The organism is Pseudomonas sp. NFPP02, from assembly GCF_900119355.1.
Lineage (GTDB): Bacteria > Pseudomonadota > Gammaproteobacteria > Pseudomonadales > Pseudomonadaceae > Aquipseudomonas > Aquipseudomonas paracarnis.
In genome coordinates this window covers 140374-160817 of the sequence record NZ_FPJI01000004.1, presented here as the reverse complement: position 1 = coordinate 160817, position 20444 = coordinate 140374, and the positions used below count along the sequence as shown (strand labels likewise).

Annotated in this window: 25 protein-coding genes and 1 tRNA gene; 10 read left to right on the top strand and 16 right to left on the bottom strand. The window is 58.3% G+C overall.

Annotated elements, in window-relative coordinates; genetic code table 11:
* Positions 1-60 precede the first annotated feature (60 nt).
* The 12 genes from BT204_RS08910 to BT204_RS08855 all read right to left on the bottom strand — a co-directional run bounded on the left by BT204_RS08910 (position 61) and on the right by BT204_RS08855 (position 10801).
* A complete protein-coding gene (locus BT204_RS08910; RefSeq protein ID WP_072446470.1) occupies positions 61-399 on the bottom strand; it encodes a head decoration protein in 339 nt (112 codons plus the stop codon).
* Entirely contained in the window at positions 396-1538 is a 1143-nt protein-coding gene (locus BT204_RS08905) for a head maturation protease, ClpP-related (protein WP_072446468.1), read from the bottom strand. The genes BT204_RS08910 and BT204_RS08905 overlap by 4 nt, the downstream gene beginning before the upstream one ends.
* A complete protein-coding gene (locus BT204_RS08900; protein ID WP_072446466.1) occupies positions 1535-3016 on the bottom strand; it encodes a phage portal protein in 1482 nt (493 codons plus the stop codon). The genes BT204_RS08905 and BT204_RS08900 overlap by 4 nt, the downstream gene beginning before the upstream one ends.
* Positions 3016-3222, bottom strand: coding sequence for a phage head-tail joining protein (locus tag BT204_RS08895; RefSeq protein WP_023658791.1), 207 nt, complete (start codon positions 3220-3222; stop codon positions 3016-3018). Before BT204_RS08895 ends, BT204_RS08900 begins: the two co-directional genes overlap by 1 nt.
* A 1-nt stretch (position 3223) precedes the next feature.
* A complete protein-coding gene (locus tag BT204_RS08890; protein ID WP_072446464.1) occupies positions 3224-5248 on the bottom strand; it encodes a phage terminase large subunit family protein in 2025 nt (674 codons plus the stop codon).
* Between the two features lie 3 nt (positions 5249-5251).
* Positions 5252-5854, bottom strand: a complete 603-nt coding sequence (locus tag BT204_RS08885) for a terminase small subunit (protein WP_072446462.1) — start codon at positions 5852-5854, stop codon at positions 5252-5254.
* 205 nt (positions 5855-6059) lie between these two features.
* Entirely contained in the window at positions 6060-6404 is a 345-nt protein-coding gene (locus BT204_RS08880; RefSeq protein WP_065940028.1) for a phage holin family protein, read from the bottom strand.
* A gap of 527 nt (positions 6405-6931) precedes the next feature.
* Positions 6932-7297: a PA0613 family protein gene (locus BT204_RS08875; RefSeq protein ID WP_072446460.1), complete on the bottom strand. Its 366-nt coding sequence runs from the start codon at positions 7295-7297 to the stop codon at positions 6932-6934.
* A complete protein-coding gene (locus tag BT204_RS08870; protein ID WP_072446458.1) occupies positions 7290-9509 on the bottom strand; it encodes a VapE domain-containing protein in 2220 nt (739 codons plus the stop codon). The genes BT204_RS08875 and BT204_RS08870 overlap by 8 nt, the downstream gene beginning before the upstream one ends.
* A complete protein-coding gene (locus BT204_RS08865; RefSeq protein ID WP_072446456.1) occupies positions 9499-9726 on the bottom strand; it encodes a TraR/DksA family transcriptional regulator in 228 nt (75 codons plus the stop codon). The genes BT204_RS08870 and BT204_RS08865 overlap by 11 nt, the downstream gene beginning before the upstream one ends.
* Positions 9719-10237, bottom strand: a complete 519-nt coding sequence (locus BT204_RS08860; protein ID WP_072446455.1) for a phage regulatory CII family protein — start codon at positions 10235-10237, stop codon at positions 9719-9721. Before BT204_RS08860 ends, BT204_RS08865 begins: the two co-directional genes overlap by 8 nt.
* A 309-nt stretch (positions 10238-10546) precedes the next feature.
* On the bottom strand, positions 10547-10801 hold the full coding sequence (locus tag BT204_RS08855) for a hypothetical protein (RefSeq protein WP_072446453.1): 255 nt from the start codon (positions 10799-10801) through the stop codon (positions 10547-10549).
* A 100-nt stretch (positions 10802-10901) separates the two neighbouring features.
* Here BT204_RS08855 and BT204_RS08850 point away from each other — a divergent pair, with 100 nt between their 5' ends.
* On the top strand, positions 10902-11549 hold the full coding sequence (locus tag BT204_RS08850) for a LexA family protein (protein WP_072446451.1): 648 nt from the start codon (positions 10902-10904) through the stop codon (positions 11547-11549).
* Between the two features lie 15 nt (positions 11550-11564).
* On the opposite strand, the gene BT204_RS08845 is transcribed toward BT204_RS08850, so the two are convergent.
* Together BT204_RS08845 and BT204_RS08840 are read right to left on the bottom strand one after the other, a co-directional pair.
* Entirely contained in the window at positions 11565-12149 is a 585-nt protein-coding gene (locus tag BT204_RS08845) for a Swt1 family HEPN domain-containing protein (RefSeq protein WP_072446449.1), read from the bottom strand.
* 1 nt (position 12150) lies between these two features.
* On the bottom strand, positions 12151-12774 hold the full coding sequence (locus tag BT204_RS08840; protein WP_072446447.1) for a DUF5343 domain-containing protein: 624 nt from the start codon (positions 12772-12774) through the stop codon (positions 12151-12153).
* 352 nt (positions 12775-13126) lie between these two features.
* On the opposite strand from BT204_RS08840, the gene BT204_RS08835 reads away from it, so the two are divergent.
* The 8 genes from BT204_RS08835 (at position 13127) to BT204_RS08800 (ending at position 17099) form a co-directional block, all read left to right on the top strand.
* Positions 13127-13717, top strand: a complete 591-nt coding sequence (locus BT204_RS08835) for a hypothetical protein (RefSeq protein ID WP_072446445.1) — start codon at positions 13127-13129, stop codon at positions 13715-13717.
* A 9-nt stretch (positions 13718-13726) separates the two neighbouring features.
* The gene (locus tag BT204_RS08830) at positions 13727-14011 is read left to right on the top strand and encodes a phage antirepressor KilAC domain-containing protein (RefSeq protein WP_072446443.1); all 285 of its coding nucleotides are present in this window, start codon (positions 13727-13729) and stop codon (positions 14009-14011) included.
* A 155-nt stretch (positions 14012-14166) separates the two neighbouring features.
* A complete protein-coding gene (locus BT204_RS08825; protein ID WP_072446441.1) occupies positions 14167-14493 on the top strand; it encodes a pyocin activator PrtN family protein in 327 nt (108 codons plus the stop codon).
* 47 nt (positions 14494-14540) lie between these two features.
* The gene (locus tag BT204_RS08820) at positions 14541-14939 is read left to right on the top strand and encodes a hypothetical protein (RefSeq protein WP_072446439.1); all 399 of its coding nucleotides are present in this window, start codon (positions 14541-14543) and stop codon (positions 14937-14939) included.
* Positions 14936-15478 (top strand): phosphohydrolase, encoded by a 543-nt coding sequence (locus tag BT204_RS08815; RefSeq protein WP_072446437.1) that lies wholly within the window; start codon positions 14936-14938, stop codon positions 15476-15478. The genes BT204_RS08820 and BT204_RS08815 overlap by 4 nt, the downstream gene beginning before the upstream one ends.
* Positions 15475-15795 carry a hypothetical protein gene (locus BT204_RS08810; protein ID WP_072446435.1) on the top strand — a complete coding sequence of 107 codons (321 nt, stop codon included), beginning with the start codon at positions 15475-15477 and terminating at the stop codon, positions 15793-15795. The genes BT204_RS08815 and BT204_RS08810 overlap by 4 nt, the downstream gene beginning before the upstream one ends.
* Entirely contained in the window at positions 15795-16031 is a 237-nt protein-coding gene (locus BT204_RS08805) for a DUF4224 domain-containing protein (RefSeq protein ID WP_003207583.1), read from the top strand. Before BT204_RS08810 ends, BT204_RS08805 begins: the two co-directional genes overlap by 1 nt.
* Positions 16032-16034: 3 nt before the next feature.
* Positions 16035-17099, top strand: a complete 1065-nt coding sequence (locus BT204_RS08800) for a phage integrase (protein ID WP_072446433.1) — start codon at positions 16035-16037, stop codon at positions 17097-17099.
* 155 nt (positions 17100-17254) lie between these two features.
* Here BT204_RS08800 and BT204_RS08795 read toward each other — a convergent pair.
* Positions 17255-17328: transfer RNA gene (locus BT204_RS08795), tRNA-Cys, on the bottom strand.
* Positions 17329-17542: 214 nt separating this feature from the next.
* A complete protein-coding gene (locus tag BT204_RS08790; RefSeq protein ID WP_072446431.1) occupies positions 17543-19822 on the bottom strand; it encodes a bifunctional acylase PvdQ in 2280 nt (759 codons plus the stop codon).
* Between the two features lie 238 nt (positions 19823-20060).
* Here BT204_RS08790 and BT204_RS08785 point away from each other — a divergent pair, with 238 nt between their 5' ends.
* Entirely contained in the window at positions 20061-20441 is a 381-nt protein-coding gene (locus BT204_RS08785) for a hypothetical protein (protein WP_034127544.1), read from the top strand.
* The last annotated feature ends 3 nt before the right edge of the window (positions 20442-20444 follow it).

The following is a 20444-nucleotide window of genomic DNA, read 5'->3' as shown; positions in this document are numbered from 1 at the left end:
GGCACTCTCCAGAAACGAAAAATCCCGCACTCGGCGGGATGGATATATGAGGTGAACGCCTTAGCGGACGATCACGAAATGGGCGGCCAGGGCCTTTTCGGCGGCGGGGTCGAGTCCGGTCAAGTGCGCTTCGCTGACCTCGGCCAGCCGTACGATGGCGCGACCACGCCGGGGCACATCGGATTCACCCAGCGGCCCATAGAGGATCGCGATGGCGTTCTCGGTGCCGTCCTCGGCGGTTGGGTGGTACGGGGCAAACTCGCCAGTGAGGGTGACCAAGCCGAGGATCTGGCCTGGCTCCAGGGCTGCACCTGCCGCGACGTTGATCGCTTCGCGGGAAATATTGCCGGCGCCTTCGGACAGCAGGAACTCACCTGCATGCATCGATTCAGTTTTCATGTTCTTGCTCCTTTCGAGTTGCCGTTCTGCGCTGCCTGACGGGAAGCCCAGATTGATTGGGTGTCGACCTGTTTGGCCTTGATAGTGGGTGCTGGGTCGTTTTCCAGCGGCAGGCTGTTGTCGATCTCAAAGCCACCGCCGTTGCCCACCAGCTTGTCAAACAGACGAGCCCTTACAGCGGCTTCGTCCAAGCCCGCAGAGATGAACTCACCGGTCAGTTCCGGCAGTCGTGCCGCGACACAAAGACCGTGAAGCGCTTTCGCCCTGGTCAGCGCAGCCTGGACCACCGCTTCGCTTTCCAGCTTGGTAGTCGCGAACAGCGGATCCACCAGGTTGCTGATGCCCGCCGCCGCACACCCCTGAGTGACCATCAGCGCCAGCATGGCCACATCCAGCACGGGCACCGGTTCCGGTGGATCACCAGGCTCTGGCGGATCCACCTCGGGCTCTTCATCCATCTGCGCGAGTAGCTCGGCCGGCGCATGCTGGAACCGCTGCAGCACACTGCCCTGGCCGAGACAGGCTTTGACCTTGAGACCATCACCCACCTCATCCGCCAGACCCAACGCCACCGCCTCATTGGCTGTGAGCCAAGTCTCAGCGTTGACCATACGCCGCAGCTCGGCCTCGTCGATATCCGGCGCCTTTGACTTGTAGGCCGCGATAATCGCTTCCAGGGTCTGGTCCAGCACATCAGCGACCCGACGGAAATCTTCGGCATCACCACCGGCATAGGTGTAGGGGTTGTGGATCATCAACATGGCGTTGGCCGCGATCACCACCCGGTGAGCGCCGCAGACGGCAACACTGGCCGCGCTGGCTGCCAGGGCGTCAATACGACCGGTACAGCGCTCTCCCAAGCGCGACAGCGCGTTGTGGATCGCCAGCCCGTCGAACAGGTCACCACCAATACTGTTGAACGCGACGATTACAGGTGAGACGCCGTTATCCATGGCGCGCAAGTCCTGTACGAACTGATTGGCGGTAACGCCCCAGGTACCGATCTCGCCGTATACGAACACTTCGATAGTGTGTTGCTCGGCTTCGCCGCTAGCCCTGAGGGTGTACCAACTTTTATCCGTGACTTTTACCTGCTTGCCAGCCTTGTCATAGATGCGCGGTAGCGCTTTTTTACTCATGGTTGTTCCTTGTCATCGATCACTTCGATGGCTTCAAGAGTCGTGTAATTGAGGCCGAGGTCTGTAGCCCTGGCGAGGTCGGCGGCGTTTTCCGCGTCGACCGTTTCCGAGTCATAGCCGGTGCGCAACACCATCTCGCTGCGAGAGGCAAAACCCGCCTGCACTTCCATCCGCCGCGCCTGAACGTCCTGCACCGGCTGAATGTAGGCCCAGCCCTGCGGTACCCAACGCGTGCGCAGGTATTCGCGACGCCGTTGCGCGTAGTCCTCCAGCACAAGGGCGCCAGACAACACCGCCATGTCCATCCATGCTGCCCGCACCGGGCGACAGAGCTGATGCACATAAACGCCAAATTGCAGCTGCTCCAGGCGCCGCCGGAACTCGTTGAGTACAACCCGTAGCGCCCTATCGTTAACCTCCCGCATGTCGCCGGTGAGGATCTCGTAGGGCGTGCCCGAACCTGCCGCCGCTGCCATAAGTTGCTGCCGCATGAAATCCGGGTAGTTGTTGCCGGCGTCCGGTGGCTTGGAGAACTCGACCTCCTCACCAGGTGCCAGCTCCTGCATGGTGCCGGGCTCCAGCGCGACCATCGGCGTGAAGCCGTCGCGGTCGGTGACCAATAATTGCCCGGTGACAGGATCACGGGGTGTTTGCCCTGCATCGGGCGGCGGCCTGCTGATGAAACCTGCGAACAGGTTGGCAACCTCTTGGCGGAACAACACGGCATCGTCGTAGTTGTCCAAACTGCGAAGACGCTTCAGCACCGGCGCCAAGCGCGGAACACCACGCAACTGCCCGGGCTCGACCGGTTCAAAGATGTGCAACACCTGAGAAGCTGGCACTCGCACCAATTGGTTGTAACCGCTGTTCAACGATGAAGAATCGCGAGGGTGCGAGCGATACATCCAATAGGCCACGCGCTTGCCGGCCGGGTTGAACTCAATCCCGGCGCGGATGATGTTGCCGTTTTTTGTGGTCTCAAACTTGTCGTGTGGGACAAATTCCGGGGCCAAGGTCTGCAACTGCAACGGTACCGCCAACCCTTCATCCAGGCTGCGAGGACGTAACCGAACAAAGCACTCGCCTGCGGTTTCAACGGTGCGAGCGACCAGCGCTTGCATCCCGTAGAAGTCTGTCAGCTCGTCGGCATCCGCTTCGTCCACCCAGTCATCCCACAGCTGTTGCTTCACCTTCCGCAGCGCTGCGTCATCGGTTGTCGGCCGGGGTGTGATGCCGGTGCCGATCAGGTTGCTGACACGCTTGTCGATGACATTGAAGGCGTATGGATCATTGCGCACCGCCGCCCGCGAACGGGCGCGCAGGTTTCGCAGCGCGGGAGTGTTGATGCTGTTGATGCCGTTGTCGCTGGCTTCCCAGCTCGCCGAACGGCGGCCCTCCCCGGCGCCTTCGTAGCTGGCCTTGATGTTCGAAGGAAGCAAGAATCCACTACGCGAGAGCGTCGGAAATTGTCGTGCCATCAGATCCCTTTGCCTCCGTGGGTAAGCCGAACCACGCGAGAGCGGGGTCCGGCGGCCTGGATCAGCGACGTGCGAATCTCGTCGCGGGCCTTGAGCAGTTCGTCGATGGAGCGGTACTCCACCGTGCGGTCGCTGTAGCGCACGGTCTTTTCACCGCGTGCGATGGCGCGCTCGATGACTTCGAGGTGCTTCGGGGTAAACGACATATCAATTTCTCTTCAGATAGCCGCTGGTGGAACGACGGCGTTGCGGGGGTGCGGCAGGTCGCGATTGGGCGACAGGTGCAACCGGTGCCGGTGATGGAAGCGACTGACGCGCCGCAACCGGTGCCGGTGTTTCGTCAGCCTCGAAGCGTTCGCCCTGCACCGGCTTTACGCCCACCACATCGTCGAACAAACCGGACTGAGCCAGCGCTTGTCGCACCCGCTCCCAGTCGTGTTCCTGGTACCGGTTGATGCCGAGGTAGTGCGCCATTGCCAGGCAGTACACCATCAGGTCGAGCGCTTCGTTGCGCTCTGCCTTGCCCTTGACCCACTCGATACGCTTATAGCCTTTGATGTATCGGGCGACCTTGCGCTCGGCAACGCACTGGGCGAAAAACTCGTCCGGCAGGTCGTTGGCAAAGTGCAGCGAGCCTGGGCCATCCTCGAAGGCGTAGCGGTTGTAGATCCAGTCCTTCGCGGTGTCGGTGCCGACAAACCACAGCTCGGCGCCACCGCGTTCGGTCTGGCCCTTCCATGTCACGTCGACCATGGACGGTCGCTGAGCAATCACCGGTTTGCCGGGCTTGCTCGCGCCCTTGATGGCGAAGATGTTGCGCCAGCGCCGCACACGGCAGAACTGGTATACCTCGTCAGTGTGATGACCGCCGGAGTCGACGCCCGTCGCCAGGATCGCCAAACCGACACCGCAGGGATGGCGGTATCGAACCTTGAGTTTCTCGTCCAACACCGCCCAGGTGCGCTCATCGGCAGGGTCGCCCCAGATTACCTGGTGGTCGACCACCCAACGCTCCATGCCGACACCGAAACCCATCACCATCAGCTCCAGGCGGTTGGCCTGAACGTCGACGGCGCCGGTCAGCATTAGTACGCCCGCCGGCATACTGCCGAGGGTGTAGGTCTCCAGTCGTGCCCGAGCGACCAGCACTTCGGCCTTGGTTTGCTCTTGCGCGCTGTCCCAAACCTTGGCGAGACGGGTGTTGTAGAACACCTGCATCAAGCCCATGTCGCCCTTGGCTTGGGCCTTCTTGGCGTCTTCGAACTCCTCGGCAAGGGAGGCCCAGTCCTTCCAACCAATCGGCGAATAGAGCGCGTTCAGGTGGAAACCCACCGTCTTGCCGTCGCCGTTGCCATGGGCACGCCACTCACCACGGGCGAGCATGTCGGTCTTGTGATGCTCCTCGATCAGCACATCACATTCAGGCGCGGCGCACTGGTAGTGAACCGTGCTGTAGTCCTTGCTGTAGAGCAGCCTCTCCCATTCCAACACCTGCATATGCCCGCATGTAGGGCATGGCACGTAGTAGTAACGCTGGTCACTGGACTCGAACAAGTCCGAGATCCGCGAGGCGCCCTTGATCGTCGGCGAGCTGGAGAAGTAGATCTTGGCGTTGCGCCCGAAGTTGGTAGCACGCGTTTCTGCCAGCACGATGGGGTCACCTTCCTGGCCGACGTCGTTCTCCCAGCGGTCAACCTCGTCGCCGTAGATGTAGCGTGCCGACAATTCGGATAGGTTGGCAGCCGAGCCCGCCGTGGTGACGTACAAGGCGCCGCCCTCGAACTCCTTGGTGTCCATGGTGTTGCGGGCATCCCGTGAGCGGCTGGCTGCCACACGCTTCGCCAACTCTGGGGTTGCCTTGATCGTCTTGCTGATCCGCCCGGAGACCCGCTTGGACAGGCTCAGACTGGGCAACAGCGCCAGGATGTTGGACGGCGCCATGTGGATCAGGCCGCCCATCCAGTTCAAGGCGATCTGGGTTTTCATCAATTGCGAGGCCACCATGGTGACCACTCGCCGGCACGGATGCGCCGGTGACAGGCACCGCATCGGCTCTCGGGCATAGGGCGTCCGGTCGGTGCGGTACTGGCCCGGTTCAGGCGCGCCAGTGTCTCGCGGGATGCGCATGTACTCGTCGGCCCACTCGTCGATCCAGAGGTCTGGGTCGGGTCGTAGCCCACGGAAATACGCCTCACGGTACGCACGGTCACCGTCAGGAAATTCCGTGTTCATAGGTCAGCTCGTCGTCATCGCTCGTTCAAGATCGGATGAGGACATGCGTTCAGCCTCTTCCAGTGATTTACGGAGTGTCGCCGTCAGGTGTTTTTCGATGTCCCAAGGGTCGGTCATGGCTGCCAGCTTGTGGGACAGCTGGGGCAGCAGGCCGAACAACTGGTCACGCAGATGTCGCCCCGCGTTGTAGGCACCAAGCTCTACCGCGTCCCTGGCGACCAGCGAGCCCTGAGCCTTGTGCAACTCGATCTCGGCCAGTTGCGCCAGGTTGTATTCGCGCATGGCGCGAGCTTTCTGGAAGTCGTGGCCCTTCGCACCGCCGGAGATAGGCTGCTGCGGCGCAGCCGTGTTAGTCGGCTCGACCAGGGGGGACAGTTGACTGTAAACGTCACGCTGGATCCGGTCCTGCTGGTGTCGAGCCGCGACGGCAGCCTTGCTGGGGTCGGCGGTTTCGAGGATCAGCGCTTCAGTTGCCAGCACGTCCACCTTCTTGCCATCCGGCGAAAGCACCAGGCGGTTGTTGTCTTTCAGCCAGGTGATGTAGCTCGGCGTCCTGCCGATGCGAACCGCGAAAGCGCTTTTAGACAGGAACAGTGGATCCGTCATAAGCCCTCCTTTTCAACGGCTTTTCAATGGAAACCTTTCAATTTCAATGGATTGAATTTCAGTAAGCTGGCGAGCCTGCCGCTAACGCTTTCCCGCGGGTTTCATGCCCCGTGTCCCTCAAATGCCGCCAGGGTCCCCGACGACTTTCGATGCACCATTTCGGCGCGCTCAGCCACAAGCCACGTATTCCGTGGCCTCCAGCGCATCATGCCTGACCGCTGCCCGAGGGCGGCACATCGCACACACCCAACCGCTTGGCTGCCCAGCGTTCGTACAAGCCAATCGCGACATCAGCGCCGGCCATCGCCGTGAGGCAGCCAATGCTGCCCGCCGCCAGTACCGACATGCCCGATGCATGCAACAACATCATGGTAGAGAGCCCGCAGACCACGCAGGCACCAGACCGAAGGAGCAACCGGCGAACCAATGACCAGCCGCTTACCCCGGCTTTGTCTGCCCGCCATGCCTCGCCCGATATCCCGCCGACCAGGGACAGCACGATCACCATCCAGATCGGCATATCAATAAGCGCTTGCTGCTCGTTCGTCATCGCCCTACCCCATAAACGCAAAAACCCGGCGCGATGGCCGGGTTTAGTGTGGTGGTGAGTCCCGCTGCTTGCGGTCGCACCTATCGAAGATGGGTACTTTTTACAGGTGGATTTTACTGGCAGCAAGCGGGTTTTAATGCCATGGCGCAATACGGGTGCAATACAGGTATGACGCAGGTGCAACACAGGGACAACGCATTCAATCGGCTATCGCTTCTGGTGCCCTGTCCTGCCTGTCCCACTATTCAGAATCGAAGTAGGACAGCTACAGGCGCCTAAATTCGGGGCTTCGCCCAACTGTCCTACCTTATTTAACTTTCTCTTGTGTATAGAGAGAAAGCTAAAAGCACGCGTGCGCGCCATGGGCGCGACTACGTACCCGATATGCTCATGTGTGCGTGGGGCGGGTGAAGGTTGGACGGTAGGACAGCCCAGCAACGGCGTGGCCTGCGCCTGTCCAACTGAGCTAAATGCGAGTCGGACAAGGCCGGACAGTAGGACAGAGGCATGCGAAGTGACGCCGAGGGTCATGCAGCTTTCCCCATCAGCATCCCTTGGATGAACACATGGGCGTCATGGAGGCGCATGTAATAGGTTCTTGAGCTGCAGGCGCAGTGCAACAGCTTCTGCGAGAGGAAGCTTTCATGGTTGCAGTAGTGCTCCCAAACGACCAGGGCAAGACGGGGCGGCAGGTGCTTCTTGACGATCAGCTCGATATCCACCGATTCATCCAGCAGCACCCGACTGCCGCGAGTGCCGCGTATCAGCTCACCCTTGCACTCCATCAGCATAGCGATCATGTTGCCGCCGCTCGGCCCGCCAGTGTTCTCCGGTAAAGGCGAATGCAGATCCTGCGCCCACAGCTTGAGCATCTCGTCGATTCGCTTAATCATCGAAGCAAGGCTCCTCTATCACTGACTGCTGCAATGCAGACATACGCCCCCAACCCGCAGGCTTTTCATAGGCCCAGGGGCGTACCCCGCTTTTCGGCAATGCCGGCATGCGACGCTTCCGCCAGCCCAGCCGGTGCATGATCGCCCCGACCCGCATCTGTTCGGGCTTGCCCCAATGGCCGAAGTCCAGCTTCAGCGCTTGGCTCAGGATCTCGTTGCCGGTGGCAGTTTCGCCGATCTGCGACTCCTCCAACCAGGTCAGAATCGGACCTTCCCACTCATCAACCACAAAGCGTTCGTCCTGGGCCTCCGTGAACATCCGGGTTTCATCCTTGGTCACCCACCAGATATCGCCCGCCTCAAAGCAGAACAGCGCCTCAGCCCAAAGCTGGTCGCGGATCTCGCGCAGTTTCTCCAGATCGACCTTGTTGCAGAACACTGGCCAGTAACGACGGTTGCCTGTGGCGTCCTTAAGGTATTCCTCTTGGTTGGTAGTACCCACGAACACACACTGGCGTGGCACGTCGTTCGTTCTGCGGCCGTAGCTCTCGCGGTAGGTGTCGGTGGACGCGGAAAAAAACTGCTTGGCCTTGGTGCTTTCAGCCTTGTTGAAGCTGTCCAACTCCCCCAGTTCGACTATCCACTTGCCACGAATGGCCTGGAAACTGTCCTTGTCGCCGAGGGCAAAGGGCGTGTCCATAAACCACTCGCCGCCGAGGACGCCCATGGCGGTGGATTTGCCTTCACCCTGCCCTCCTTCGAGGATCATCACCGAGTCGGCCTTACAGCCCGGGCGCATCACACGGGCAACCGCCGAGATCGGCCAACGCTTTCCGACCTTGGCCGAGTACTCCGTAGGCTGGACGCCCAGCACATCGGTCAGCCAGGTTTCCAGCCGGGGCACGCGGTCCCATTTCAGTTTCTCCAGGTACTCGCGCACCGGGTGAAAGGAATGGTCGTGGGCAACAACGCTGACCGCCTCGATCACATGAGACGCCTTGACCCGCAGGTTGTACTGCTGCGCGAGCCACTTCATCACTCGCATGTCATCAATGTCGGCCCAATCACCGGCACCACCGCCAAAAGGCGCTGACCGCAGCTTGACGATCTTGGAGCTGAACACGCTGTAGCCGATGACACCGGCCCAGCGTTCGTCATTGCCCAGGATCAGCTCGACGTTTTGCATGTGCGCGATCAGGGAGCCGTTCTCGGTGCGTGCAAGCTGGTCCTTCCAACCACCAGCTGCTGGAGGCTTGACCACCGCCAGCACCTGGCGGCGGACAGCCTCCAATCCTTCGGCGATGTGCAGGTCGTTGAAATCGGTCCACTTGTTTTCACGCTCGCCGGAGAAGACGGGGGCGACTACCTGGCCACCGATTATCAGTGCGGCGTTGCTGGCCTTCTCTTCGCCGGGGTTCCAAGGATCGCCGTTGGGGCGTTTGGTCTTCCAGTCATCATCGCGACAGATGATCAGCGGGCAGCCCGGGAAGCGCTCGCGCATAGCCTTGGAGACTGGCAACAGGTTGCCCGCATCGAAGGCGATAGCTACCGTCAGCGAAGTCGCCATGTGCAGGCTGGCGCCCGTGGCGTAGCCCTCACACACCAGCACCGGCTCACCCGGTTCAGGGTGCGGACCGATCAAGTGGAAGGCGCCCTCTTTCGACATGCCGTAAGGCCAGTAGGCCTTGTCACGCCCGGTGTCTTCCTGCTTTGCAGGGAAGATAACCTGCAGACCGACGATCTGGTCGCGAACGTTGCACATAGGCACCAAAAATGCGCCGGTGCGTGGCGCATAGCGAACCTTGAAGCCGACGATCTGCTTTCGATCCAGATAGGCGCTCTTACCCTTCTCGGGCATGCGCTTGAACAGAGCCGCTGCACGGCTGGCCGCTCGACGTGAGGCATTCGCCGCGACCTCGGCAGCCTTGCGCTTGGCCTCTTCCTGGCGAGCGCGCATGACCTCACGCTCTTCAGGGCTCATACGTCCGGCCTTGACCTTGATCTTCTGAGACTCACCGGACCGCCAATCACCGAAGCTGCCGAAGATCAACGTTCCGTTCTTCTCGGTGACATGCTCGTGGACCACGTACCAGCCGTTTTTTTCCTTGCCCTTGTCCTGGGAGGTTTTGCAACGGGTCAGCTTGCCGAACACCAAGGGTTGATCAGGATCCAAGCCGTAATCAGAGAATTGATTGAGTACCTCATCGAGCATGGCGGGCCTTCCTGGCTTCGCCGATGGACTGGCAGGTCACACACTGGGTGCAACCAGGGATCGCAACACGGCGTGCCAACGGGATCGGCGTGTCGCAGCTTTCGCAGAACATGAACGAATGTGCAGCGGTGGCCGTTTTATTCGCATTGCGCGCTGCAAGGGCCTGATCCATCCGCTCTTGCACCAGGTCGTTGGCAAAATCGATAACGTCAGCCACGGTCAGTACCCCGCGTAGTCTGGTTTACGTATGTGGCCCGGTTGAGCATCCCCAACAGCCCCTGAATACCGCGAAACACCTGCAGGCGAATCTCGGCCAGTTCTTGATCGCTGACGACACCGTCGCCAATGCTCTTGGCCCACGTATCCGCCAAATCAGCCACCTGCCGGAAGTACGACGCAATACCTGTGGTGAGGGTCTCGGGCATGTCACTGGTATAGGTTTCAGCCAGCTCCTGCCATGTGGTATCGCCGACCAGGGCATGCACCGCATCAAGAATGCGGCGGTCCTTGGTCAGTTCGAGGATCTCGCCGAACTCCTGGATGTTCACGGTGTGGGACGGATGGGTGGGAGACAGTTTGTGTTGCAGCGTGGTGGCGTTGCGGCCGGTGGTGGCAGCGATTGCAGCGGCACCGCCGGGATAGTCCCGTGCGGCGTGGTACAGGGCTAATTCAAGCGTAAGGACCTCCCTTTGCGCTCGATCAACACAGCTTAAAGCTATTCGGCTCATGGCATTATTCCTACAAGGTTGCCAGTGCCCCGCGACATGCAGTGGTGATACATTTGCCGCGTGGCTTGAAAGGGCCCAAAACGCCGGCTAGATCTCGGGATCGAACCGGCACCGTGCCGAGGCGAACAATCCGTTGTTCACCTCTGGCGCAACAGCTGCCCAATCTGTGGTGGAAAAGGCAGCAACCCAAGACATCCGTGTCTTGGTAGCGCGGTAAAGAGAGGTGGTTTGCATGTGGTGTGCCCGCAACTCTTTATCGCGACCCGACAGCACTGTGGTGGTGTGTGCCGGGAGAAACGGGGCGGCCTACTAGGCCGCCTTTTTTCTATCTAATGCAGCTTTGGCCGTAGAAACGTTTTCAATGACACCGAAATGCTCCAAAACCTCGGCAAGGGACACAAAGCCTTCACTTTCACGAGCCAATGCCTTGATAAGCGAAACGCTTGGGTCTTTGCTTGCATACTTGACGTGAAGGCGAAGATAGCTATCAGCAATGCTGCAACGAATTGCATATGCCTTAAGCGCATCGGGATCCAGACGGTTGATGTAATCGCGCAGTTTCATGGGGCGTACCTCCTGAAGCATCAATTTAACCACTAAGGTTAATTTTTGCAATACCAGAACGGACATTCACCTTAATGGTTAATCGGGACAGAATCTGCTGATGAAAATTTCAGATACCCGTTTGCAAAATTTCCGCAGAGTGATGGCTGAGAAAAAACTACGCCTGACCGACATCGCTGAAATCTTAGGCAAAGCACCGGCACAAGTGAGCGCGTTTGGGGGTAAAAGGCCCACAAAGGGCATAGGCGATCAGATTGCTCGAGAAATTGAGAAGGCCCTGAAGCTACACAGCGGTTACCTCGACATGCCTTACGGGCTTGGAGAATTCAATAACGCCACCGTGCTGAGCCTCACAGGACGTAAATTGCCAGTAATAGGGTCAATCGCCGCCGGCGCATGGTGCGAGTCACAGGGTAGTTTCGACCCTAGAGATGCTGAAGAATGGATCGACGCACCTGGGCCGGTTGGACCACGCGCATTCATCCTTCGCGTTGAAGGTATGAGCATGGAGCCTAAATTTGTCGAGGGAGATAAGATTGTAATCGATCCCTCACTAGAGGCATTACCAGGCCACTTCGTTGCAGCTAAAAGAAGTAGAGATCAGGCAGCTACGCTAAAGCAGTTAAAACAGGAAGGAAGCGAACAATACCTTTATGCACTAAATCCCGACTGGCCTGAGCGTATAATAAAGATGACTGAGGAGTGGAGCATCTGTGGCAGGGCACGATGGAAAATTACAGATCTTTAGTCCACAGAATTTCTATCACTCCATCAAGCGAAACCAGTCCCTAAGTGTTAGCTTTAACCGAACAACCTCATCTTCTGCAAGCGGACTACAGTGAGCAATAGGACCGCGCAGCAAGTTCAAGCTATTCATAACCCTATTAAAAGCTTTTTCACTGTAGAATATATCCGCAAAATGCACCCAATTTTTTCTTACCAGATCGCCTAGTTCTCCAAAAGTAGTGTAATCCAGCTCATCATCAGATCGTTGCGTAAAAGAAGAGTCAAGCTCCCGCTGCATATTATCTTTGACGTTCTTCTTTATAGACTCGGGCACTTCACCCACATCCCACCAATCATTTCCCAACTCAGACTTCATCTTATCTTTAATGAGTGTTCTTATAGAAACCTCTAGACAGTAAAACAACTCATAATGCACCGCCATCTCTTTGGCTTCCAACCTAATATCCATCGTAAACTGCGGATAATAGTCGTCGTCCCTATCACCTGCTCTGTCAAGCTCGTCAGCCCGATGAAGATCTATCTGGAGTCCTTTTTCCACGCCATCAAGTGCACGCTCGACCATCTGATTCGAGAAAGCGAATACTTTTATTTTATCGTCCATATCACTTCCTCAGGAGGTTCTCTCTCAAGCTTCTAAAAATTGCGTTAAATACAGAAACATCATCGGTTTTTGGTAGAACGAGGTTGATGGTATAGGACAATCCCAACCTGACATCCGAAAACCCATCATCATGAGAAATATCAGCCGGCTTTTTATCAATACTAATTAATGGATCTTCCGTTTCTATCGCTTTGAACTCAGCAAAAGCTTTCAAGGCATCAAAAGTGCCCGCTATCGCTTTGACCGTTGGATTACCCTTTTCAAGACCAGTCATTTCAACAATCAACCCCTCAAAGTCAGCCCGACTCAAACTATGAGCATATTCGTTCCGCGCATAAACATCCGAATATGCATTCTTAATGGCTTTTGCCATCGCGGCTTTGGACGTAGAAGAATTTGTATTGCGAAACTGCTTATATAAATCGGTGGGTGTACCGTCGCTGCCTAACAATCCTAATTTTTTAGCAAGAGGGATAAATGCCCTTGCTCCACCACCAGGAAACCCCAACTCGGTGGCTAAATAATCTTGTGTGAATCGGTCGGGGGTAGCAGCTATCTTTATTTTTTCTAGAATCTTCGTAACTGCGGCGGTAGCGTTGACGAATGCCGGATAATTCTTAGCCATAAAAATCCCTTTTTTCTGCTCAACGGATGGTGAGATATCATACCAATATCACCTTTGGGGAGCGTCGTCACCTGTATCGATGGGCGATGGAAACAACCTGCGGGGGTATTTTTATTTGATTAATTAACCTTTATGGTTAATATTGCTTTCACTCTTCCACCACAGAGCGAGGCAAAACTATGCACACCACAGCCACGTTGCACGTCCACCCGGCCGCTGCTAACCCCTTCCGCATCTTCGAGATTCGCCGCCTGGCGCAAGATTGCGGCTGCGCGTTCATCGCATCCAAACCCAAGCTGAAACAGCGCACTGCGCCCGTACCGTTCGATCCGAATGGCGGGGGGCACGCAGCATGAACAAGTTCAAGCTCGACAACCGTACCCTTGCCCTACTGCATGCCCAGGTCAATCTCAGCGAGACCTTCAACCACACGTTGCGCACAACACCACGCCGCGATGTGCTGGCTTTCCGCTTGAAAGTCGAACGTAGCAAAGCGGACACGCACTTCACCGTTGAGCTGGGCGCCGAACGCCACACGCTGACCCTGACCAACAGCAAAAAAATGCACCTCAAACTGGCCGACTTCATCGAAGAAATAGCCAACGGCCCGCTCGACCCCAGCACATCGCCCGAATCACTGCCGGCTCTCCACGCAAACCGTCGCTACGGCACGTTTGATGTTGAACACAAGCAACAAGTGTTCGAGCTGGTACGCACCGGCGGCGCGATCACTCTCGATCTGGGCTTCGAGCAGCCCATTTACCTGGCTGTTCACCGCAACAAAACCCGCTCCGGCGTCACCACCATCATGGGCATCGGCGTGAAGTCGCCGCGCACTAAGTGCTTCACGGTATACGGGACCGACGTCGAGATGTACGGCATGGTCGTCGAATCCATCAACCACTTGGCCGCAGCAGCTACACCTGCCGCGCACGCAGCGTAGGAGGCCGTGATGGAACGTAGCCTCGAAAAAGCCGCCAAGTATTTCGGCATCACCCGTCCCAAGCTGATCGCGCTCATGCGTGAAAAGGGCTTGCTCAACGACCGCAACTTGCCGGCCTTCCCCGTCCGTGACCGTGAGTACCTGAGGATCAAGAACGGCAACTGGTACCACGAGAAGGCCGGAATGCAATACAGCCAATCGACGAAGGTCCGGCAAGCCGGCTTGCCCTGGCTCGCCGAGCAACTGGAACTCGAACTGCCAGCCATCCCGGCAGACAACCGTGACGTGGCCTAGGGAGTACGCCCGGCAGATCGTAGCCATGCGCACACGCGAGGAGCGCAACGCCGCGCTTCTCGAAGTGCCGGAGCATCTGCGGGAGCTGACCAAGCGTCATTGCCTGAATGCTTGGAACCATCCATCACGACTCAAACGCAAGGAGGCCGGGGCCAATGAGCAACACCAGTCAAACACCGCTGCGGCTGCAACCCGCGCCAGATAGCTCGACCGTCGAGATGCTGCATCAACTCTTCGGAGACGTGCTTATCCCACTGGAAAAGCTGCGCGTGCACTACTTCAAGAACCTCAATGAAAAGACATTCATCGAGGCGATCAACGCCGGTCGCATCCAACTGCCGGTGACCACTCTGGACCACAGCGCCAAGGCATTGAGGTACGCCCACATCAAACACGTAGCGGCCCTGATCGACATCCGCGCTTACCGAGCAGATGAAGACATGCCGCGCCCAGAAACCGACTCAACCGAGCAAGGCCAGTAACCCCCAACGGCTGCCACCACCAGCCAACAACACAAGGAGCACACCACATGACTGCAATTCAAATATACGCACTGATCAGCATCGTTATCGCGCTTGGGATCCTCTACTGGGTCTGGTACAAGGGCGGCTTAACGGATGGTCGAGCTGAGGGCTATGAGGATGGCCACGTTCAGGGCTTTATGGAAGGGATGGACCAGGGCGAGTCAGCAAGCGCTTCCGAACTTGAGCAAGTCACCGAACGATGCCGGCGCCTGCAACTTATCCTGGACCTTCAACCACAAGATCGACTCACCCTATTAGCCATAGCCGAAAAGCTGAAGCTTGCGGCTGACACCTTCCGAGCAGTGAGATCCGAGAGCCAGGCAACGCAAGCACTTGCCTTACGTGACAAGGCTCTGGGCATGGCTGCCCTGCAGGATCCATTCACTCTGGAGGATGCAGCATGAACTTCATCCTCACGTTCACCGGTAAGAACTTCAACCTGTACGAGCCAGACGCCGACATGATCGACCCACGGGACATATCGCACTCGTTGGCCCAACTGTGTCGGTTCAATGGCCACACTCGCGAGTTTTACAGCGTGGCACAGCACAGCTGCATCGTCGCCGAGCTGGTGCCGGAAGAACACAAGTTAGCGGCCCTGCTCCACGATGCGACCGAGGCGTACCTGGGCGATATGACCCGGCCACTTAAACAGTGGATGCCCGACTACCGAGGATTTGAGGACGTCGTTTGGGGGCGCATCTGTGAGCGCTTCGACCTGGCCTTAGATCTACCCGCATGCATACACCAGGCTGACCTGATTGCGCTGGCCACCGAGCGCCGCGACCTCATGCCAACCGATCCGGCTATCTGGGATTGCTTGGTCGGCGTCGAGCCCATGGCTGAAACCATTCGTTCATGGCCTGCCGCCGAAGCACGCAACACCTACCACCAGCGCCTGATGGACCAACTCGCCATCGAACATCGGAGGAAAGCGGCATGAAGTTCCACCAGGACAATATCAGCACCCTGCCCGCTTTGCTCCGCACACCCGTGAGTGTCGACACGCTGGAAACAAACAGTTTCTGCTGCGCAGCAGCAGGCAATATTGCCTCTTTCAGCGCCACCGCCGAGGCACTTATACCCCACGAAAAGCTGCGCGGGGCAGCGCTCGCTAATGCAACGCTAAACGCTCAGGAACGCCCGCTCGCGCAGCCTGCCGTGGGGTATACGCGTGCTCCGGGCACTATCGAGTTGCCTCCTAAGGAAAACACACGCCGTAGTTATGGGCGGACAGACCTGATCGGGAGAGCCGCATGATGGAATTCCAAAGCGAAACCCTCGCCGACGAAGAACTTGCGACCATCACCGGATATCAGATCCCGTCCAAACAAATTCTATGGTTGACCGAAAATCGCTGGGAGTTTGTTCTGACAGGCGCTCGCCGCCCGATAGTGGGTCGAGTTTACGCCCGACTGAAACTCGCGGGCGTCAAACCTTCTGGGGTCAACGCCGTAACTGAAACCTGGTCGCTCGACCTAGCGAACGTGAGCTGACTGATGCGCCAGAAAAGCATAGCCAATCGCGACCTTCCGCCACGAATGATACGGCGCACCCGCAAGCGCAAAAGCGGCGCCGTGTGGACCTCGTTCTACTACAACGGCAGGGATGCCGACGGCAACCGGAAAGAAATACCGCTGGGCAGTGATCTGGACGCGGCGAAGGTCGAGTGGGCTCGACTAGAACGCCGCGAACCACTAAAGCCCAATCATCTAATGGGTGCGCTGTTCGACAAGTACGAAAGAAAGATCATCCCGACCAAATCAATACGGACGCAGTCCGACAACCGGAAGGAACTGAAACAGCTACGAAAGGCATTTGAAAACGCGCCTCTTGACTCAATCACTCCCCAGGTGGTCGCCCAGTATCGAGATGCCAGAACCGCCAAGGTCAGGGCCAACCGAGAAATCGCGCTGTTGTCACACATGTTCACGATTGCGCGCGAGTGGGGACTTACCAACAATGCCAACCCTTGCTTCGGCGTACGCCGAAACAAGGAAAAACCCCGGGACTACTATGCCGGCGAAGTGGTTTGGAATGCGGTATATGGAGAGGCCGTGCAGGAACTAAAGGATGCCATGGACCTTGCTTACCTGACCGGCCAGCGCCCTGCTGATGTGCTGAAGGTGGCAACTACCGATCTGGCCAACGGCTTTGTGGGGGTTCGCCAGGGCAAGGGCGGCAAACTTCTGCGTATTCGCCTGGACGATGCCGGCGAACAATCAGCGCTTAGTCTATTCATAGACAACCTGCTCGAACGCAGATCGTTAAATGGGATTAAGACCTCAACGCTTATCACGAACGCGTCCGGCCTTCGGATGAGCCAGCAGATGCTACGCAACCGCTGGGATGAAGCCCGGGATAAAGCAGCCATCAAGGCCGGTGCCGATGGCGATCCCGCCCTGGCTGTACTAATCCGTCAGTTTCAGTTCAAAGACATCCGCCCCAAAGCCGCCAGCGAGATAGAACTTGCGCATGCAAGTCGGCTGCTCGGCCACTCCACTGAGGAGATGACAAAGAAGGTCTATCGACGCGTCGGTGAGATCGTTAACCCCACGAGATAACAGGCCAACCACACCCTCCCCTGGGACTGTTCTGCCCCCTCATGGCGGTCAAAAATGAGTAGGGTTGCGGAACACATTCCAAAAGTTGCGGAACACTTCTCAAATCACAGGCAATAAAAAACCCCGTAGACCATTGATCTACGGGGCTTTAAGAGTGGAGGCCGAGGTCGGAATCGAACCGGCGTAGGCGGATTTGCAATCCGCTGCATAACCATTTTGCTACTCGGCCTCAAACGATCAATGCCCTGGTTGCTGACATTCACCGCATACAAACTTGAGTGGGCTACGTGAAGCCTGCCTCTACTCTAACTCATTGAATACATTGAAGTTTTTAATGCTTCGTTGCGTTCGATGGGCGCCATTATGTACTCATTTGCCTAGGCCTGCAACCCCTTGATTTCAAAAAATATTCTGCCTTGGCATCAAGGGGTTGCGCCTCTGCCCTACTCCTTCACCGTGTGGATTTGGTAGTGCGGGTCGGCCTTGATCTGGGCCTCGGTGAAGGGCAATGGGCGCAGTTTTTTCTCGGAGAAGGCTTGGGTCTGGTCCTTTGAATAGGCGGACGCCGGGTTGCTGGACTCGGAGAATGCCAGGACGCCGACTGCGTTGGGGCCTTTGTCGTCGAAGCTGACGATTTGCAGGTAGCTGGTGCCGCTGACGACTTCGCGTTTGCCGTCGGCGCGGGGCACGGTTTGCATGGCGTTGTAGATACCGAGTTCTTGCGGGCCGCCGTGGATGGGGGTTTGGCCGGAGACTTGGATATCGCCCCAGCGGGTCTGCCCCAGTTTGCTGACCTCAGCGCTGGAGGCCAGCATGGCTGCGCGCAAGGCCTTGGCGACCGGGGCGCGGTCGATGGCGAGGCCGCTAGGGGTGGTCAGGGGATGGGCCGGGTCGAAGGCCACGCGCCAGGCGTCAGGGATTTGCTGCAGGTGCTGCACCAGGTTGATGAAGTGCACCAAGCCGACGCCGCTGTCGAGGTTGGCGCGCTGGTCCCAGTTTTTCAGGCTGGTGCACAGCGGCTGTAGCGCAGCGGCGTCAGCGCCCAGGTGTTTGGCGCAGAACGTCAGCAGGTCGGGCATGACTTGGCCCGCCAGGTACACCTCGTTGTCCATGACCATGTCTTGCAGATCAGTGACGGTGATCGGCTGCTGCTCGAGGGTTTGCAGGCGCTGGAGCGCGAAGCGCGCACGCGGGCCGAGGCCGATGTTGTCCTGGCTGATCACCGGCGAAAAGCCACTTAGCGGCGCCTTGGGGTTGGCCATCCAGGCGGAATCGTTGGAGTGTTGCACGTAGTCGGTGCGTTGCAACTGGGGCAACTGGTCGGCCGGGAAGATACCCGGCTGGGCCGCGCGCGGGTCGATGTCCCACGCGCAGGCACTATGGGCGCCGTCGAGCATGATCATTTGCAGGCCGGCCCGTGGGTCGCTGCATTTTGCCAGCTTGGCGGCGCTGACGTTGGGCACTACCGACAGGTTCATGTACAGGCTTTGGCCCTGGTCATCGGCGGCCAGGGTGTTGACCCAGGGGATGCCTTGCAGGGTATGCACTGAGGTTTGCAGCTCCTTGAGGCTACCGGCGCGGTTCATGGCGTACCACTGTTGCAGCACCCGGTCGTTGCCCAGGTTGGCGTCGCGCAGGCTGAAGGCGTAGTGGTTGTCCCAGTCGAGCTTGCCCGGCCATTGCACCACGGGGCCGAACTGCGAACTGTAGACGGTGTGGGTCACGGCCTTGAGGCTGCCGTCGGCTTGCTTGACCTGTACCGTTACGGCGGTTTTCTCCAGGGGGATGGACTTGCCGTCCAGCAGGTAACGGGTGGCGTCCTTGGGGTCGAGGGTCAGGCGGTACAGGGTGAAGTGTTTGGACGTGTCCACGGTGTGGGTCCACGCCACATGCTGGTTGAAACCGATGTTCACCACGGGCAGCCCTGGCAGTGCGGCGCCCATCACATCCAACTGGCCCGGGATGGTCAGGTGCATCTCGTAAAAACGCATGCCGCCCACCCACGGGAAATGCGGGTTGGCCAGCAGCATGCCACGGCCATTGAATGAGCGGTCACGGCCCACGGCAACGGCATTGCTGCCTCGATCCAGCGTGAAGCGTTGCTGGTTGGCGGCGGCCGTGGCAAAGGCTTTGGCACCGGACTGCACATTGGCGGTGGCCTGCGGCGGTGCTGCCCCGACCAAGGCTTCGGCGAATTGGCCGATGCCCCCTTCCACCAATAGCCTGCGGGTCAACTTCACCAGGTCTTGCACTACCAAGGGCCGTACCCACGCGGCCTGGCACTGTGCGGGTGCGCCCTTATCCTTGAGATAACGGTTGTAGCCGGCCACGTACCCTTCGATGCGCTGTTGCATTTCGGGCGTCTGGGCTTTCCAGAATGCCGCAACGACCTCAGGTGTATTCAGCCAGTTGAAGAATACATCGCTGGCAAGGTTGTTGCGCTCTTCCAGGGTCGCCTGGTCCGGCCCGAAAAACCTCGCCCGCTCGCCATTGACCGTGACTATTTCATTGGCCAGCAAGCACAGGTTGTCCTGGGCATAGGCGTAACCCATACCCACCCCCAGGCCCCGCTCATCAGAGGCGCGAATATGCGGCACGCCATAACTGGTACGCCGTATATCCGCCGACGTTTGCGTCACTTGCTCGCGTGCCGATACGGCCAGGCTAATGGCGAGTAACAGCCCTGCCGTGCCCACTCTGGACAACCCCTTGGAAATAATCACGCCGACTCCACAGTCAAATTGAACAGCCTTACGAGGGATGGTTACCCCACCGTAAGAACGCACATCGCCCGGCAAAATTTAACCGCACAAGGTTGCCTATCGACGGCGCAGGGGATGTGACAAACCTGATACCGACAAATTTTCTACATCCATCGTTTCATGATTTGCGTCACTCGTTCGTCTTATTCCCCAAGAGCACCATCTTTTTCCTGATCAGGCTCTGAAAAGGAGTTTTTGCATGTATAACCCGCAAGTGCCCACGGATGGACATTCAAAGGCCGCAGATACCCACTATGGCAACGACGCACGGGCGTTCGGTAACGCGCCCGAACAGCAGGGCAACCAGCGCATCCGCCATTTGCTCAAGTGTTTCGGTTTGCGCACCAGCCTGATCCGGCTGAAGGTCATCGACGCCCTCCTCACTGCCGCCGACAACCAGCGCACCCTCGGGGTACGCGGCGTGCACAGCCATTTGCTGGAGCTGGGCATACCGTTGTCGTTTCTCAGCGTGCGCGAGGTACTCAAGCGTCTATGCAGCGAGGGCGTGATCACCCTCAACGCTGACAAGAGCTACAGCCTCCATGAAGAGGCTGCCAAGGTACTCGAAGGTCGTGCCTGACTG

Bases quoted from the DNA above. Each gene is read 5' to 3' on its own strand.
- BT204_RS08830 (WP_072446443.1), top strand. From the start codon at position 13,727: ATGGAACGTAGCCTCGAAAAAGCCGCCAAGTATTTCGGCATCACCCGT.
- BT204_RS08785 (WP_034127544.1), top strand. From the start codon at position 20,061: ATGTATAACCCGCAAGTGCCCACGGATGGACATTCAAAGGCCGCAGAT.
- BT204_RS08875 (WP_072446460.1), bottom strand. From the start codon at position 7,297: ATGATTAAGCGAATCGACGAGATGCTCAAGCTGTGGGCGCAGGATCTG.
- BT204_RS08910 (WP_072446470.1), bottom strand. From the start codon at position 399: ATGAAAACTGAATCGATGCATGCAGGTGAGTTCCTGCTGTCCGAAGGC.
- BT204_RS08850 (WP_072446451.1), top strand. From the start codon at position 10,902: ATGAAAATTTCAGATACCCGTTTGCAAAATTTCCGCAGAGTGATGGCT.
- BT204_RS08895 (WP_023658791.1), bottom strand. From the start codon at position 3,222: ATGTCGTTTACCCCGAAGCACCTCGAAGTCATCGAGCGCGCCATCGCA.
- BT204_RS08905 (WP_072446468.1), bottom strand. From the start codon at position 1,538: ATGAGTAAAAAAGCGCTACCGCGCATCTATGACAAGGCTGGCAAGCAG.
- BT204_RS08805 (WP_003207583.1), top strand. From the start codon at position 15,795: ATGGAATTCCAAAGCGAAACCCTCGCCGACGAAGAACTTGCGACCATC.
- BT204_RS08870 (WP_072446458.1), bottom strand. From the start codon at position 9,509: ATGCTCGATGAGGTACTCAATCAATTCTCTGATTACGGCTTGGATCCT.
- BT204_RS08825 (WP_072446441.1), top strand. From the start codon at position 14,167: ATGAGCAACACCAGTCAAACACCGCTGCGGCTGCAACCCGCGCCAGAT.
- BT204_RS08845 (WP_072446449.1), bottom strand. From the start codon at position 12,149: ATGGACGATAAAATAAAAGTATTCGCTTTCTCGAATCAGATGGTCGAG.
- BT204_RS08820 (WP_072446439.1), top strand. From the start codon at position 14,541: ATGACTGCAATTCAAATATACGCACTGATCAGCATCGTTATCGCGCTT.
- BT204_RS08890 (WP_072446464.1), bottom strand. From the start codon at position 5,248: ATGAACACGGAATTTCCTGACGGTGACCGTGCGTACCGTGAGGCGTAT.
- BT204_RS08885 (WP_072446462.1), bottom strand. From the start codon at position 5,854: ATGACGGATCCACTGTTCCTGTCTAAAAGCGCTTTCGCGGTTCGCATC.
- BT204_RS08800 (WP_072446433.1), top strand. From the start codon at position 16,035: ATGCGCCAGAAAAGCATAGCCAATCGCGACCTTCCGCCACGAATGATA.
- BT204_RS08880 (WP_065940028.1), bottom strand. From the start codon at position 6,404: ATGACGAACGAGCAGCAAGCGCTTATTGATATGCCGATCTGGATGGTG.
- BT204_RS08815 (WP_072446437.1), top strand. From the start codon at position 14,936: ATGAACTTCATCCTCACGTTCACCGGTAAGAACTTCAACCTGTACGAG.
- BT204_RS08900 (WP_072446466.1), bottom strand. From the start codon at position 3,016: ATGGCACGACAATTTCCGACGCTCTCGCGTAGTGGATTCTTGCTTCCT.
- BT204_RS08835 (WP_072446445.1), top strand. From the start codon at position 13,127: ATGAACAAGTTCAAGCTCGACAACCGTACCCTTGCCCTACTGCATGCC.
- BT204_RS08855 (WP_072446453.1), bottom strand. From the start codon at position 10,801: ATGAAACTGCGCGATTACATCAACCGTCTGGATCCCGATGCGCTTAAG.
- BT204_RS08860 (WP_072446455.1), bottom strand. From the start codon at position 10,237: ATGAGCCGAATAGCTTTAAGCTGTGTTGATCGAGCGCAAAGGGAGGTC.
- BT204_RS08840 (WP_072446447.1), bottom strand. From the start codon at position 12,774: ATGGCTAAGAATTATCCGGCATTCGTCAACGCTACCGCCGCAGTTACG.
- BT204_RS08810 (WP_072446435.1), top strand. From the start codon at position 15,475: ATGAAGTTCCACCAGGACAATATCAGCACCCTGCCCGCTTTGCTCCGC.